This is a genomic window from Streptomyces sp. NPDC052225 (genome assembly GCF_040679615.1).
Taxonomy (GTDB): Bacteria; Actinomycetota; Actinomycetes; order Streptomycetales; family Streptomycetaceae; genus Streptomyces.
Window position 1 is genome coordinate 1 of the sequence record NZ_JBFAVD010000043.1, and the last position, 13,018, is coordinate 13,018.

Genomic DNA, 13,018 nt, shown 5'->3' on the forward strand with positions numbered 1-13,018 from the left:
AGCGCCACGTCGAAGGCGAGGCGGCCCCTGAAGGCGAGCGGCTTCGCCGCTCAGCCTTTATCGGGGAAATGCGCGCGCAGCGCAGGCATTTCAGGGGCGCGGGGAACTGCGCGACCAGCCCCCACGCACCCGCAGCCGACCGTCAAGCCACATTCACCCGCTGGCCAGGAGGCGCCGCCTCCAGCCAGGCCAGGAACCCCGTCAACGCGTCCTCGCTCATGGCCAGTTCGAGCCGCGAGCCCCGATGCGTACAGGCAAGGACGATCGCGTCCGACAGGAGCGCGAGCTCCTCCTCGCCCTCGGGCGCACGGCGCCCGGTGACCTCGATCGCCGCCCGTTCCAGGACCCGCCGCGGCCGGGGCGCGTACGAGAAGACGCGGAACCACTCGATGCGGTCGCCGTTGTAGCGGGCGATGCCGTAGCCCCAGCCCTTGCCGGAGGTGTCGTCGTCGTCCGGCCCGGGCGCGTCCCACCGCAGCGAGCAGTCGAACGTGCCGCCCGAGCGCTGGATCAGCCGGCGCCGGAGACCGAAGACGAACAGCCCCAGCAGTACGAGTACGACGACCGCGACTACGCACAGCACGAGAACGAGGACCATCTGCACCGACCTCCTCGCTTCGCGACGGATTCAAACGCCTGATAACGGAACAGCAAAAACAGTTGTAGATCGCCTCAGCCGCGACCCGGTCCGGAGGTCATCTCCGGCCTGGGCCGCGGCTGAGGTACGTCATAGGGCTCGCTGGGGTCAGCGAGCCGCCACCGCACGCAGACGGACATCGGCGCGCCGCTCGGCGGACGCGTCGGCGTCCGACTTGGCACGGTCCAGCGCCCGCTCCGCACGCTGGACGTCGATCTCGTCCGACAGCTCGGCGATCTCGGCCAGCAGCGACAGCTTGTTGTCCGCGAACGAGATGAAACCGCCGTGGACAGCCGCCACGATCGTGTCACCGTCGCTCGTACGGATCGTCACCGGGCCCGACTCCAGCACACCGAGCAGCGGCTGGTGACCGGGCATGACGCCGATGTCGCCGGACGTGGTGCGCGCGACGACCAGGGTGGCCTCGCCGGACCAGACACTGCGGTCCGCGGCGACGAGCTCGACGTGCAGCTCAGCAGCCAAGGTGGGCTCCTCGGGTCACCACCCGGCGGCATCCGCTGCCGGGTGTTGGGTCAAAGTCTAGTGGGCGTACGACGGGGGGCGGGACACCCGCCCCCCGTCATGAAGTCAACGACTTCAGGAGACGCCGAGCTCCTTGGCGTTGGCCTTGAGGTCCTCAATGCCACCGCAGAGGAAGAACGCCTGCTCCGGGAAGTGGTCGTACTCGCCGTCGATGATCGCGTTGAACGCCACGATCGACTCGTCCAGCGGCACGTCCGAACCGTCGACGCCGGTGAACTGCTTGGCGACGTGGGTGTTCTGGGACAGGAAGCGCTCCACACGACGGGCGCGGTGGACAGTGAGCTTGTCCTCCTCGCCGAGCTCGTCGATACCGAGGATCGCGATGATGTCCTGAAGGTCCTTGTACTTCTGGAGGACCGTCTTGACACGCATGGCCGTGTTGTAGTGGTCCGCCGCGATGTAGCGGGGGTCCAGGATGCGGGACGTGGAGTCCAGCGGGTCCACGGCCGGGTAGATGCCCTTCTCGGAGATCGGACGGGACAGAACCGTCGTCGCGTCGAGGTGGGCGAAGGTCGTCGCCGGGGCCGGGTCGGTCAGGTCGTCCGCGGGCACGTAAATGGCCTGCATGGACGTGATCGAGTGACCACGGGTCGACGTGATGCGCTCCTGGAGGAGACCCATCTCGTCGGCCAGGTTCGGCTGGTAACCCACGGCGGACGGCATACGGCCGAGCAGCGTGGAGACCTCGGAACCGGCCTGCGTGAAGCGGAAGATGTTGTCGATGAAGAACAGCACGTCCTGCTTCTGCACATCGCGGAAGTACTCCGCCATGGTCAGGCCCGCGAGGGCCACGCGCAGACGGGTGCCCGGCGGCTCGTCCATCTGACCGAAGACAAGCGCGGTCTTGTCGATGACGCCCGAGTCGGCCATTTCCTCGATGAGGTCGTTGCCCTCACGGGTGCGCTCACCGACACCGGCGAACACGGAGACACCGTCGTGGTTGTTGGCGACGCGGTAGATCATCTCCTGGATGAGCACCGTCTTGCCGACGCCGGCACCGCCGAACAGGCCGATCTTTCCACCCTTGACGTACGGGGTGAGAAGGTCGACGACCTTGATGCCGGTCTCGAACATCTCGGTCTTCGACTCGAGCTCGTCGAAGTTCGGGGCCTTGCGGTGGATGCCCCAGCGCTCGCCCTCGTACTTCTCGTCGACGTTCAGGACCTCGCCGAGGGTGTTGAACACCTTGCCCTTGGTGAAGTCGCCGACCGGCACGGTGATGGAGGTACCCGTGTCGGTCACCGGGGCCTGGCGGACCAGACCGTCGGTCGGCTGCATCGAGATGGCACGGACCAGGCCGTCACCGAGGTGCTGAGCGACCTCGAGCGTCAGGGTCTTCTTCTTGCCGTCCTCGGCCGGGTCGCTGACCTCGACGTGCAGAGCGTTGTAGATCTCCGGCATCGCGTCGACGGGGAACTCCACGTCGACGACCGGGCCGATGACCCGGGCGACGCGGCCCGTGGCCGTCGCGGTCTCAACAGTGGTCGTCATTACTTGTCACTCCCCGCGTTCGCGTCGGCCAGGGCGCTGGCGCCACCGACGATCTCGCTGATTTCCTGGGTGATTTCGGCCTGGCGGGCCGCGTTGGCAAGTCGGGAGAGCGTGTTGATGAGCTCTCCCGCGTTGTCGGTCGCCGACTTCATCGCGCGGCGCGTGGCGGCGTGCTTGGAGGCAGCCGACTGGAGCATCGCGTTGTAGATACGGCTCTCGACGTAGCGCGGCAGAAGGGCGTCGAGGACGTCCTCCGCCGACGGCTCGAAGTCGTACAGCGGAAGGATCTCGTCCTTGGACGACGACTCCTCCGCCACCTCTTCGAGGCTGAGCGGCAGCAGCCGGCTGTCGACCGCCGACTGCGTCATCATCGAGACGAACTCGGTGTAGACGATGTGGAGTTCATCCACGCCGCCCTCCGCCGTCTCCTTCTCGATGGCCTCGATCAGCGGGCCCGCGACCTTCTTGGCGTCCGCGTACGTGGGCTCGTCGGTGAAGCCCGACCACGACTCCACGACCTTGCGCTCGCGGAAGTTGTAGTGAGCCAGACCACGGCGGCCGACGATGTACGTGTCGACCTCCTTGCCCTCGGCCACGAGCCGCTCGGTGAGCTGCTCGGCGGCCTTGATCGCGTTCGAGTTGAAGGCGCCGGCCAGACCGCGGTCGCTCGTGAGGAGCAGAACCGCGGAACGGGTCGCCGTCTCGGCCTCGGTCGTCAGCGGGTGCTTCGTGTTCGACCCGGTCCCCACCGCCGTGACCGCGCGCGTGAGCTCGGTCGCGTACGGCGCGGAGGCCGCCACCTTGCGCTGCGCCTTGACGACGCGCGAGGCGGCGATCATCTCCATCGCCTTGGTGATCTTCTTGGTCGCGGTGACGGATCGGATGCGACGCTTGTAGACCCGGAGCTGGGCTCCCATGAGTCAGGTCCCTTCCGTCGTCACTTACCGGCGGCGGCCGGAGCGTCCTCGCCGAGAAGCTTCCCGTCCGAGGTCTCGAACTGCTTCTTGAACTCCGCGATGGCGTCGGCGACGGCGGTGAGCGTGTCGTCGGACATCTTGCCGCCCTCCTTGATGGAGGTCATCAGGCCCTGCTCCTTGCGGTGCAGGTGCTCGAGGAGCTCCTTCTCGAAGCGGCGGATGTCGGCGACCGGCACGTCGTCCATCTTGCCGGTGGTGCCGGCCCACACGGAGACGACCTGGTCCTCGGTCGGCATCGGCTGGTACTGAGCCTGCTTGAGCAGCTCGACCAGACGCTGACCGCGCTCCAGCTGCGCCTTCGACGCGGCGTCCAGGTCGGAACCGAAGGCGGCGAACGCCTCCAGCTCGCGGTACTGGGCCAGGTCGAGACGGAGACGGCCGGAGACCTGCTTCATGGCCTTGTGCTGGGCGGAACCACCCACGCGGGAGACCGAGATACCGACGTTCAGCGCGGGGCGCTGACCGGCGTTGAACAGGTCGGACTCGAGGAAGCACTGACCGTCGGTGATGGAGATGACGTTGGTCGGGATGAACGCCGACACGTCGTTCGCCTTGGTCTCGACGATCGGCAGACCCGTCATCGAACCGGCACCGAGCTCGTCCGAGAGCTTCGCGCAGCGCTCGAGCAGACGCGAGTGCAGGTAGAAGACGTCACCCGGGTAGGCCTCGCGCCCCGGCGGGCGGCGGAGCAGCAGGGACACGGCGCGGTAGGCGTCGGCCTGCTTCGAGAGGTCGTCGAAGATGATGAGGACGTGCTTGCCCTCGTACATCCACTGCTGGCCGATGGCCGAACCGGTGTACGGCGCCAGGTACTTGAAGCCGGCCGGGTCGGACGCCGGGGCGGCGACGATGGTCGTGTACTCCAGGGCACCGGCCTCTTCGAGCGCACCACGCACGGAGGCGATGGTGGAGCCCTTCTGACCGATGGCGACGTAGACGCAGCGGACCTGCTTCGACGGGTCGCCGGTGCGCCAGTTGTCACGCTGGTTGATGATCGTGTCGACAGCCAGGGCGGTCTTGCCGGTCTGGCGGTCACCGATGATCAGCTGACGCTGACCACGGCCGACGGGGGTCATCGCGTCGACGGCCTTGTAGCCGGTCTCCATCGGCTCGTGCACCGACTTACGGGCCATGACGCCCGGGGCCTGCAGCTCAAGGGCGCGTCGGCCGCTGGTCTCGATCTCGCCGAGGCCGTCGATCGGGTTGCCGAGCGGGTCGACGACGCGGCCGAGGTAGCCCTCGCCGACACCGACGGAGAGGACCTCACCGGTACGCGTGACCGGCTGACCCTCCTCGATGCCACTGAACTCGCCGAGGACGATGGCACCGATCTCGCGCTCTTCGAGGTTGAGCGCGAGGCCGAGGGTGCCGTCCTCGAACTTCAGCAGTTCGTTGGCCATGGCCGAGGGAAGACCCTCGACCTTCGCGATGCCGTCGCCGGCAAGGGTGACCGTACCGACCTCCTCGCGCGAGGCCGCGTCCGGCTTGTACGCCTGGACAAAGTTCTCCAGCGCGTCCCGGATCTCCTCCGGCCGGATCGTGAGCTCCGCCATCTGGGTTCCCTGCTCTCCTTGTTGGGCCCGAAGTGTTCTTGGGGTCTGGGGTCAGCCCCCAGGAATCCTCTGCACGGCCCAACTAGGGCCGTAGTCGTACGTGGTTGAGGTGTCAGCCGGCCATACGGCGGCTGGCGTCCTCGATGCGGTCCGCGATGGAGCCGTTGATGACCTCGTCGCCCACCTGCACCTTGATCCCGCCGAGGACCTCGGGGTCCACGTCCAGGTTCAGGTGCATCTGACGCCCGTAGAGCTTCGCCAGGGACGCACCCAGGCGCTGCTTCTGCGTGTCGGTCAGCGGCACCGCGGTGGTGACGGTCGCCACCATGCGCTGCCTGCGCTCGGCGGCGAGCTTGGAGAGGGACTCGAGTCCCGCTTCCAGGCTACGTCCCCGGGGCGCGGTCACAAGACGCGCGACGAGCCGCTCGGTGGTGGGCTTGGCCCGGCCACCCAGGAGCTCCTTGACCAGGGAGCCCTTGGCCGAGGCCGAGGCACCCTTGTCGGTCAGCGCAGCGCGCAGCTCGGCGCTGGAGGAGACGATCCGGTCGAACCGGAACAGCTCGTCCTCGACGTCGTCCAGCTCGCCGCTCTTCTGCGCCGCGGTGAGGTCCGCGGTGTTGGCCAGCTCCTCGAGGGAGTCGACCAGGTCGCGCGAGGCCGACCAGCGGGAGCGGACCAGACCGGAGACCAGGTCGACGGCTTCGCCGCCGACCTGACCGCCGAGCAGGCGGTTCGCAAGCTCGGCCTTGGCGTCGCCGGCCTGCGCCGGGTCGGTCAGGACCCGACGCAGCGACACCTCGCGGTCGAACAGCGCGGTCACCGCGGCCAGGTCGCCGGCGAGCGCCTCGGCGTCGACCGACGTGGAGTCGGTCAGCGCGTCCAGACGCTCACGCGCGGCGGCGAGGGCCTCGCGGCTCGCTCCGTGGGCGGTCATCGAGCAGCCTCGGCCTTCTCCTCGAGCTCGTCGAGGAAGCGGTCGATGGTGCGCGACTGCCGGGCGTAGTCGTCGAGGGACTCGCCGACCAGCTTGCCGGCCAGGTCGGTGGCCAGCTGGCCGACGTCCTGGCGCAGCGCCTGAGAGGCGGCCTTGCGGTCGGCCTCGATCTGGGCGTGACCGGCGGCGATGATCTCCTCACGCTGCCGCTGGCCTTCCGCGCGCATCTCCGCGATGAGCGTGGCGCCCTGCTCCTGCGCCTCCTGGCGCAGCCGCGCGGCCTCGTGCCGGGCCTCGGCGAGCTGAGCCTTGTACTGCTCAAGAACGCTCTGTGCCTCGGTCTGAGCGGCCTCGGCCTTCTCGATACCGCCTTCGATCAGCTCGCGGCGCTCTTCCAGCGTCTTGTTGATACGCGGAAGAAGCTTCTTGGCGAAGAAGAAGAAGACGATGGCGAAGGCAAGGGTGCCGACGAGCAGCTCGGGGCCGGGCGGGATGAGCGGGTTCTGCTCCTCCTCGGCCGCGAGTGCAACCAGGTTGGCGATCACATCAGTGCCTTTCGTCGAATCGTGTCAGTAAGAGGTGATTACTTACCGAACACGAACGGCATAACGATGCCGATGAGGGCGAGCGCCTCACAGAAGGCGAAACCAAGGATCTGGTTGGCGCGGATCAGACCAGCGGCTTCGGGCTGACGGGCGAGAGCCTCGGTGCCCTTACCGAACACGATGCCGACGCCGATGCCGGGGCCGATGGCGGCAAGGCCGTAACCGATCGAACCAGTGGAGCCGTGGAGGCCTTCGGCGGCGAGGGTCTGGAGAGCGGACATGCCGGTTCTTCCTTCTCTTTCAAGGGCCGGTGGGGGTTGGCCACCGGACGAATCGGGGGTGAAGCGGAGCGGGCTGGCTCAGTGGTGCTCGGCGAGCGCGCCCTGGATGTACGAGCAGGCGAGGAGCACGAAGACGTACGCCTGGACGGCCTGCACGAAAAGCTCGAAGAGGATCATGACGACGGTCATGACGAACGAGACGCCCGCGGCCGGGATCATGTAGCTGTTCAGCAGGTACCAGGAGGCGACCGTGAACATGACCAGCATGAGGTGACCGGCGAACATGTTGGCGAAGAGTCGCACCGCGTGCGTGAACGGGCGCACCAGCAGGTTCGAGAAGAACTCGATGAACGAGACCAGCCACTTGATCGGGCCGAGCGACGGGTCGTAACCGACGATGTTCTTCCAACCGCCCACGAAACCGTGGCGCTTGAAGGTCAGCGAGACCCACAGCACGTAGACGATGATCGCGAGGACCGCCGGGTAGGCGATGACCGAGGCGACCGGGAACTGCGCCAGCGGGATCACGGACCAGACGTTCATGATCCAGACGAAGAAGAACAGCGAGACCATCAGCGGGACGTACTTCTCGCCCTCGCGCTTGCCGAGCGTCTCGTAGACGATGCTGCGGCGCACGAAGTCGTAGCCGGCCTCGGCGATCATCTGGGTCTTGCCCGGGACGACCTTCGCGCGACCGAACGCGGCGTAGAAGAAGCTCACGACCACGAGCGAGGTCAGCAGGGCGAGCAGCATCACCTTGTTGAACTCGAACCCGCCGATGGTGAAGATCGGCTGGAACAGGAAGGAGTGCAGGCCCGGCGCCGGGAAGCCACACCCGTTGTCGGACATGATCCGACAGCTCCAGTCAAACGCGAGCTGGGTCGTGTCAGCACTCACCGCGGGCTCCTTCGGCGTGACGCATAAGTACGGCAACCTCGTTGTGTCGGTGCGGCGCGCAGCCGCGGATCGGCACCGGTCTGGTGTTTCGGGTGTGGGGGCGGCGGGCAGGCAATGAGCCTCGCGATCGTGCAGGCGTCAGCTCAGATGCCCGCGCCAGCGATGCCGCAGTTGGCACCGGACGATAGCAGTATCCCGATCGCCCCTTTATCCCGCCCCTACCCCTCACGACGAAGACCCGGTCTTCTCGGGGTTCTCGCTGGTGGTGGAGGCGGTCGCCGAATCGGGATCGACGTAGAAGACCTTCGCCTTGAGGTGCGCGCGGGCCTGGAAGCCCATCCACACGACGGTCGTGGCCACGAGGGTGGCGGCGAAGGCCCGGGGGTTGAACAGCGTGGTGTTCTTGAAGACAGCCACGAAGATGAGGAGCAGCAGCAGCTGGGCGACGTAGAGCATCATGCCCATCGCCTGGAAGAGCTGCGGAAGCGATTTTGCCGTCCGATAAAGGACGAACTGCCCAAGTCCCATGAAAGCGATGACCAGCAGCGTCCCGACGACCGCACCGACGGCCCCCTTGCCACCCGCAACCACACCACTGATCACCGCGGCAATCACGCCGGCGATGGCGGTGGGTACGAGGGCCTGAAGAAGGGTCCGTGCGTCGTTGGACGGCATGGCGGCAGCTCCGCTTTTTGATGGGGGCAGGGTGTCGTCATGGACGAGCGTAGTCCGGGGCCGAGAGGGAACTTCGGGCCAATAGACCGTCGCACTACGGTCCTTCGGCTCTATCCCCGGGTCTCGTGAACGGTATCACAAACTATTTGATGCGGTCTTTACCTAGATGGTGTGCCAACCGTCACACGTGAGAGGGAACCTGCGCGTCTGTGCGTCCACGGGGTCAACTTGTCTGGTATTGGAGCCATTTCAACCCGCGGTGCGGACCCGAGTCAACGTGACGATCCGGCCTTACGCCGATCCGTGAAGCGAGATCGGGCGCCAATTGCCGTCGCTCCGTTGACTCCTGCGGGGATCGGCGTGCGGTCCGGTTCGTCGACGGCCTCCCCGGCCTCGTGCGACTCCTCGGCCCCAGCCTTGCGGCGCCGGTAGCGCGGCGGCACCAAGTGCTCGGCCCAGCGCGGCGCGTGGGGTGTGAAGCGCGGCAGCAGGAGCAGCACCAGACCGACGAAGCTGAGCGCGACGATCGTGAGCACGACCCACATCCCCGACGCCGAGTGCACCGAGTACGCGACCGCGCCGAAGGCGATGAGCGCCGACCAGAAGTACATGATCAGCACCGCGCGGGAGTGCGAGTGGCCGATCTCCAGGAGCCGGTGGTGCAGGTGCCCGCGGTCGGCGGCGAACGGCGACTGGCCGTTCCAGGTGCGGCGCACGATGGCGAGCACGAGGTCCGCGAACGGGATCGCGATGATCGTCAGCGGCATCACCAGCGGGATGAAGACCGGGAGCATCGCGTGCGTGGTGTCGCGGGTCGAGCCGCCGAAGTTGAGGGCCATGGCGTCGGGGTCGATCTGCCCCGTCATGGAGATGGCGCCCGCCGCGAGGACCAGACCGATGAGCATCGAGCCCGAGTCGCCCATGAAGATCCGCGCGGGGTGCATGTTGTGCGGCAGGAAGCCCAGGCACATGCCCATGAGGATCGCGGCGAACAGCGTCGCGGGGGCGGCGGCCTCGATGCCGTAGCCGTACCAGATCCGGTACGCGTACAGGAAGAACGCGGCGGCGGCGATGCACACCATGCCCGCCGCGAGACCGTCGAGACCGTCGACGAAGTTCACGGCGTTGATGGTGATGACGACGAGGGCGACGGTCAGGAGCGTGCCCTGCCACTGGGTCAGGGACACGGTCCCCACGCCCGGTACCGGCAGCCAGAGGATCGTCAGGCCCTGCATGACCATGACGCCCGCGGCGATCATCTGGCCGCCGAGCTTGATGAGCGCGTCGATCTCGAACTTGTCGTCCAGGACGCCGATCAGCCAGATCAGGGCGGCGCCGGACAGCAGCGCGCGCGGCTCGTTCGACGACTCGAAGACCTGGTCCAGGTTGGCCAGGTGGTCGGCGACCAGGAGACCCGCGCACAGGCCGAAGAACATGGCGATACCGCCGAGCCGCGGTGTGGGCTCCCGGTGCACGTCACGTGCCCGGATTTCCGGCATGGCGCCGGCCACGATCGCGAACTTCCGCACCGGGCCTGTGAGCAGATAGGTCACCGCGGCCGTGATGCAGAGCGTCAGCAGATATTCACGCACGGGCTTCCCCACAGGTATCGCTGGCCATCTCAGCCCCACACCCTAGCTTCGCGTGGTTGAGGTTGAGGACTTCCGGGTAGCGACGATGGTTGCACGAGTGACGTTCCGGTTGCGCCGTGGTGACGTACCGCGAGTGTTCCGGACCGGTCCCCGGGGGCCGCCTACCCGTTATCCGGCGGGGTACGGGGGAAATCTTCCGGCCAGATCACTGACCTCCTCGCGGGCCGCGCGCGGGTCCAGATCGCCGCGTACGACACCCGAGAAGAGCACCGCGATCCGGGCCGCCTCCGGCTCGCCCATGCCCTGTGTGGTGATCGCGGCGGTGCCCAGCCGCAGCCCGCGCTCGTCCCCGTACGGAAGCGCGCAGGTGTCGAGGACCATGCCGGCGGAGGCCAGCCGGCCGCGGGCCGTTCGGCCGGGTACGCCGAGGGGCGCCGGGTCGACGGTGACGAGGTGGGTGTCCGTGCCGCCGGTCGTGACGCCGAAGCCTTCCGCCGCGAGCGTTCCGGCCAGCATGCGCGCGTTGGCGACCACCTGATGGGCGTACGCGGTGAACGCGGGCGCCGCCGCCTCGCCGAACGCGACGGCCTTCGCGGCGATGGTGTGCATCTGCGCGCCGCCCTGCGTGAACGGGAAGACCGCCCGGTCGACGCGGTCCGCGAGCTCGGCGGAGCACAGCAGCATGCCGCCGCGCGGGCCGCGCAGGACCTTGTGGGTGGTGGCGCAGACGATGTCCGCGTACGGGACCGGGTTCGGGGCCGCTCCCCCGGCGACGAGCCCGATGGGGTGCGCGGCGTCCGCGATGAGGTACGCGCCCACGTCGTCGGCGATGGCGCGGAAGGCCGCGTAGTCGATGTGCCGGGGGTACGAGATCGAGCCGCACACGATCGCCTTGGGGCGGTGCGCGCGGGCCAGGGCGAGGACCTCGTCGTGGTCGATGAGACCGCTCTCCGGGTCGACGCCGTAGGGCACGAAGTCGAACCAGCGGCCCGAGAAGTTCGCCGGGGAGCCGTGCGTGAGGTGGCCGCCGGACGGCAGGCCCATGGCGAGGACGGTGTCGCCGGGCTTGAGGAGGACCGCGTACGCCGCCAGGACGGCCGAAGAGCCGCTGTGCGCCTGGACGTTGACGTGTTCGGCCCCGAAGAGGGCCTGCGCGCGGTCCACGGCGATGCGCTCGGCCACGTCGACCAGTTCGCAGCCGCCGTGGTGGCGGGCTCCGGGGTAGCCCTCCGCGTACTTGTTGGCCAGCGGGGAGCCGAGGGCGGCCAGGACGGCGGGGGACGTGAAGTTCTCGGCCGCGATCAGCTGGAGCGAGTCGGCCTGGCGGGCCGTCTCCCCGAGGATGACCTCGGCCAGTTCGGGGTCCTGACGCAGTAGCTCCGCCAGGGGTGCGGGTGCTGTGGTGACCGGCATCTTGGGCTCCGGGCCTCGCGGTGGGAGGTAGGTGCCTTCCAATGTAGGTCCGGGAGCTTCGGGGCGCCTGAGGTTGCTGTCACGGGGCTCCGCCCCGGGCCCCGCTCCTCAATCGCCGGAGGGGCTTGATGGGGCTACTTGGTGACGCCCGTCAGGGCCGCGACGACCGGGTCGAGGGCCTCGTTGATCTCGGAGCCCACCGAGCGGAAGAACGGCAGCGGTGCGCCGTACGGGTCGTACACCTCGTCCGCCTCCACCGACGGGGCCAGGAGCCACCCGCGTAGAGCCGCCGCGGCGCGCACCAGGGCCCGCGCACGCTCCACCACGCCGCCCTCCAGCGGGTCCGGGAGGGTCGCCGGGTCTATGGCCCGTACGAGGCGCGTGAACTCCTTCAGGGTGAACGTGCGCAGGCCCGCGCTGTGGCCCATGGAGATGACCTGCGCCCGGTGGTCCCGGGTCGCGGTCAGGACCAGGTCGGCCCTTATGACGTGGTCGTCGAGGAGCTCGCGCCCGACGAAGCCGGAGGGGTCGGCGCCGAAGTCGGCCAGGACCTGCTCCGCGTTGGCCTCCATGGGGGCGCCCTCGTGGCCCCAGGTGCCCGCGCTCTCCACGACGAGGCCGCCGGCCAGCGGGTCGCCGAGGCGGTCCGCCAGGGCATGCCTGGTCAGCCGCTCGGTGATCGGCGAGCGGCACACGTTGCCGGTGCTGACGTGGAGGATGCGGAAGGAATCGCCGGGGAGCACCAGGGGCTCCGCGTACTCGATGGCCTCGTTGCCTATGCCACGCCCCGTCTCAGGGGCTGTCAATTCGCCACCTCGAGGTCGGGTACCACCTTGCGCAGCTCCTCGGCGCTGAGCGAGCCCGCGCGCAGCAGCACCGGCACCTTGCCCGTCACGTCGACGATGGACGACGGGACGATGCCCGGGGTGGGACCGCCGTCGAGGTACACGGAGACGGAGTCGCCGAGCATCTCCTGCGCGGCGTCGCAGTCCTCGGGGGCGGCGTGGCCGGTCAGGTTCGCGGAGGACACGGCCATCGGGCCGACCTCGGTGAGCAGCTCGATGGCGACCGGGTGCAGCGGCATGCGCACGGCGACGGTGCCGCGGGTCTCCCCCAGGTCCCACTGGAGGGACGGCTGGTGCTTGGCGACGATCGTCAGGGCGCCGGGCCAGAACGCGTCGACGAGCTCCCAGGCCATCTCGGAGAAGTCCGTGACGAGGCCGTGCAGGGTGTTCGGCGAGCCGATCAGGACGGGGCTGGGCATGTTGCGGCCGCGGCCCTTGGCCTCCAGGAGGTCACCGACCGCCTCGGGCGTGAACGCGTCGGCGCCGATCCCGTAGACGGTGTCGGTGGGCAGCACGACGAGTTCGCCGCGGCGGACGGCGGACGCGGCTTCACGCAGACCGGTTGCGCGGTCGGTCGCGTCGTTGGTGTCGTAACGCCGTGCCATTTAGCGGGCCTCCTGCTCAGGTACGTATAC

Annotated in this window: 14 protein-coding genes; all 14 read right to left on the bottom strand. The window is 68.5% G+C overall.

Annotated elements, in window-relative coordinates:
- Positions 1 to 142: 142 nt before the first annotated feature.
- Entirely contained in the window at positions 143 to 598 is a 456-nt protein-coding gene (locus AB0L37_RS36240; RefSeq protein WP_365515662.1) for a DUF2550 domain-containing protein, read from the bottom strand.
- 147 nt (positions 599 to 745) lie between these two features.
- Entirely contained in the window at positions 746 to 1,120 is a 375-nt protein-coding gene (locus AB0L37_RS36245; RefSeq protein WP_365515665.1) for a F0F1 ATP synthase subunit epsilon, read from the bottom strand.
- 114 nt (positions 1,121 to 1,234) lie between these two features.
- Positions 1,235 to 2,671 (bottom strand): F0F1 ATP synthase subunit beta, encoded by a 1,437-nt coding sequence (gene atpD / locus AB0L37_RS36250; protein ID WP_365515668.1) that lies wholly within the window; start codon positions 2,669 to 2,671, stop codon positions 1,235 to 1,237.
- Positions 2,671 to 3,588 (bottom strand): F0F1 ATP synthase subunit gamma, encoded by a 918-nt coding sequence (locus AB0L37_RS36255; protein WP_365515671.1) that lies wholly within the window; start codon positions 3,586 to 3,588, stop codon positions 2,671 to 2,673. Before AB0L37_RS36255 ends, atpD begins: the two co-directional genes overlap by 1 nt.
- A gap of 20 nt (positions 3,589 to 3,608) precedes the next feature.
- On the bottom strand, positions 3,609 to 5,201 hold the full coding sequence (gene atpA / locus AB0L37_RS36260) for a F0F1 ATP synthase subunit alpha (RefSeq protein WP_365515673.1): 1,593 nt from the start codon (positions 5,199 to 5,201) through the stop codon (positions 3,609 to 3,611).
- A gap of 112 nt (positions 5,202 to 5,313) precedes the next feature.
- Complete coding sequence (locus AB0L37_RS36265) at positions 5,314 to 6,135, bottom strand: F0F1 ATP synthase subunit delta (RefSeq protein ID WP_365515676.1); 822 nt, start codon at positions 6,133 to 6,135, stop codon at positions 5,314 to 5,316.
- Entirely contained in the window at positions 6,132 to 6,680 is a 549-nt protein-coding gene (locus AB0L37_RS36270; RefSeq protein ID WP_338700574.1) for a F0F1 ATP synthase subunit B, read from the bottom strand. Before AB0L37_RS36270 ends, AB0L37_RS36265 begins: the two co-directional genes overlap by 4 nt.
- A gap of 38 nt (positions 6,681 to 6,718) precedes the next feature.
- Entirely contained in the window at positions 6,719 to 6,961 is a 243-nt protein-coding gene (atpE, locus tag AB0L37_RS36275) for an ATP synthase F0 subunit C (RefSeq protein WP_255975775.1), read from the bottom strand.
- A 78-nt stretch (positions 6,962 to 7,039) separates the two neighbouring features.
- A complete protein-coding gene (gene atpB, locus AB0L37_RS36280) occupies positions 7,040 to 7,810 on the bottom strand; it encodes a F0F1 ATP synthase subunit A (protein ID WP_365515681.1) in 771 nt (256 codons plus the stop codon).
- A gap of 273 nt (positions 7,811 to 8,083) precedes the next feature.
- Positions 8,084 to 8,533 carry a hypothetical protein gene (locus tag AB0L37_RS36285; protein WP_365515684.1) on the bottom strand — a complete coding sequence of 150 codons (450 nt, stop codon included), beginning with the start codon at positions 8,531 to 8,533 and terminating at the stop codon, positions 8,084 to 8,086.
- A gap of 272 nt (positions 8,534 to 8,805) precedes the next feature.
- A complete protein-coding gene (locus AB0L37_RS36290; RefSeq protein ID WP_365515687.1) occupies positions 8,806 to 10,125 on the bottom strand; it encodes an MraY family glycosyltransferase in 1,320 nt (439 codons plus the stop codon).
- A gap of 168 nt (positions 10,126 to 10,293) precedes the next feature.
- A complete protein-coding gene (glyA, locus tag AB0L37_RS36295; RefSeq protein ID WP_365515689.1) occupies positions 10,294 to 11,538 on the bottom strand; it encodes a serine hydroxymethyltransferase in 1,245 nt (414 codons plus the stop codon).
- A 134-nt stretch (positions 11,539 to 11,672) separates the two neighbouring features.
- Positions 11,673 to 12,302 (bottom strand): protein-tyrosine-phosphatase, encoded by a 630-nt coding sequence (locus AB0L37_RS36300; protein WP_365515777.1) that lies wholly within the window; start codon positions 12,300 to 12,302, stop codon positions 11,673 to 11,675.
- 38 nt (positions 12,303 to 12,340) lie between these two features.
- Positions 12,341 to 12,988, bottom strand: a complete 648-nt coding sequence (locus AB0L37_RS36305; RefSeq protein ID WP_365515692.1) for an L-threonylcarbamoyladenylate synthase — start codon at positions 12,986 to 12,988, stop codon at positions 12,341 to 12,343.
- Positions 12,989 to 13,018 lie beyond the last annotated feature (30 nt).

Excerpts from the sequence above, each read along its gene's own strand:
- AB0L37_RS36255 (WP_365515671.1), bottom strand. The coding sequence starts at position 3,588 with ATGGGAGCCCAGCTCCGGGTCTACAAGCGTCGCATCCGATCCGTCACC.
- AB0L37_RS36285 (WP_365515684.1), bottom strand. The coding sequence starts at position 8,533 with ATGCCGTCCAACGACGCACGGACCCTTCTTCAGGCCCTCGTACCCACC.
- atpD (WP_365515668.1), bottom strand. The coding sequence starts at position 2,671 with ATGACGACCACTGTTGAGACCGCGACGGCCACGGGCCGCGTCGCCCGG.
- AB0L37_RS36265 (WP_365515676.1), bottom strand. The coding sequence starts at position 6,135 with ATGACCGCCCACGGAGCGAGCCGCGAGGCCCTCGCCGCCGCGCGTGAG.
- AB0L37_RS36240 (WP_365515662.1), bottom strand. The coding sequence starts at position 598 with ATGGTCCTCGTTCTCGTGCTGTGCGTAGTCGCGGTCGTCGTACTCGTA.
- atpA (WP_365515673.1), bottom strand. The coding sequence starts at position 5,201 with ATGGCGGAGCTCACGATCCGGCCGGAGGAGATCCGGGACGCGCTGGAG.
- atpE (WP_255975775.1), bottom strand. The coding sequence starts at position 6,961 with ATGTCCGCTCTCCAGACCCTCGCCGCCGAAGGCCTCCACGGCTCCACT.
- glyA (WP_365515689.1), bottom strand. The coding sequence starts at position 11,538 with ATGCCGGTCACCACAGCACCCGCACCCCTGGCGGAGCTACTGCGTCAG.
- AB0L37_RS36305 (WP_365515692.1), bottom strand. The coding sequence starts at position 12,988 with ATGGCACGGCGTTACGACACCAACGACGCGACCGACCGCGCAACCGGT.
- atpB (WP_365515681.1), bottom strand. The coding sequence starts at position 7,810 with ATGTCCGACAACGGGTGTGGCTTCCCGGCGCCGGGCCTGCACTCCTTC.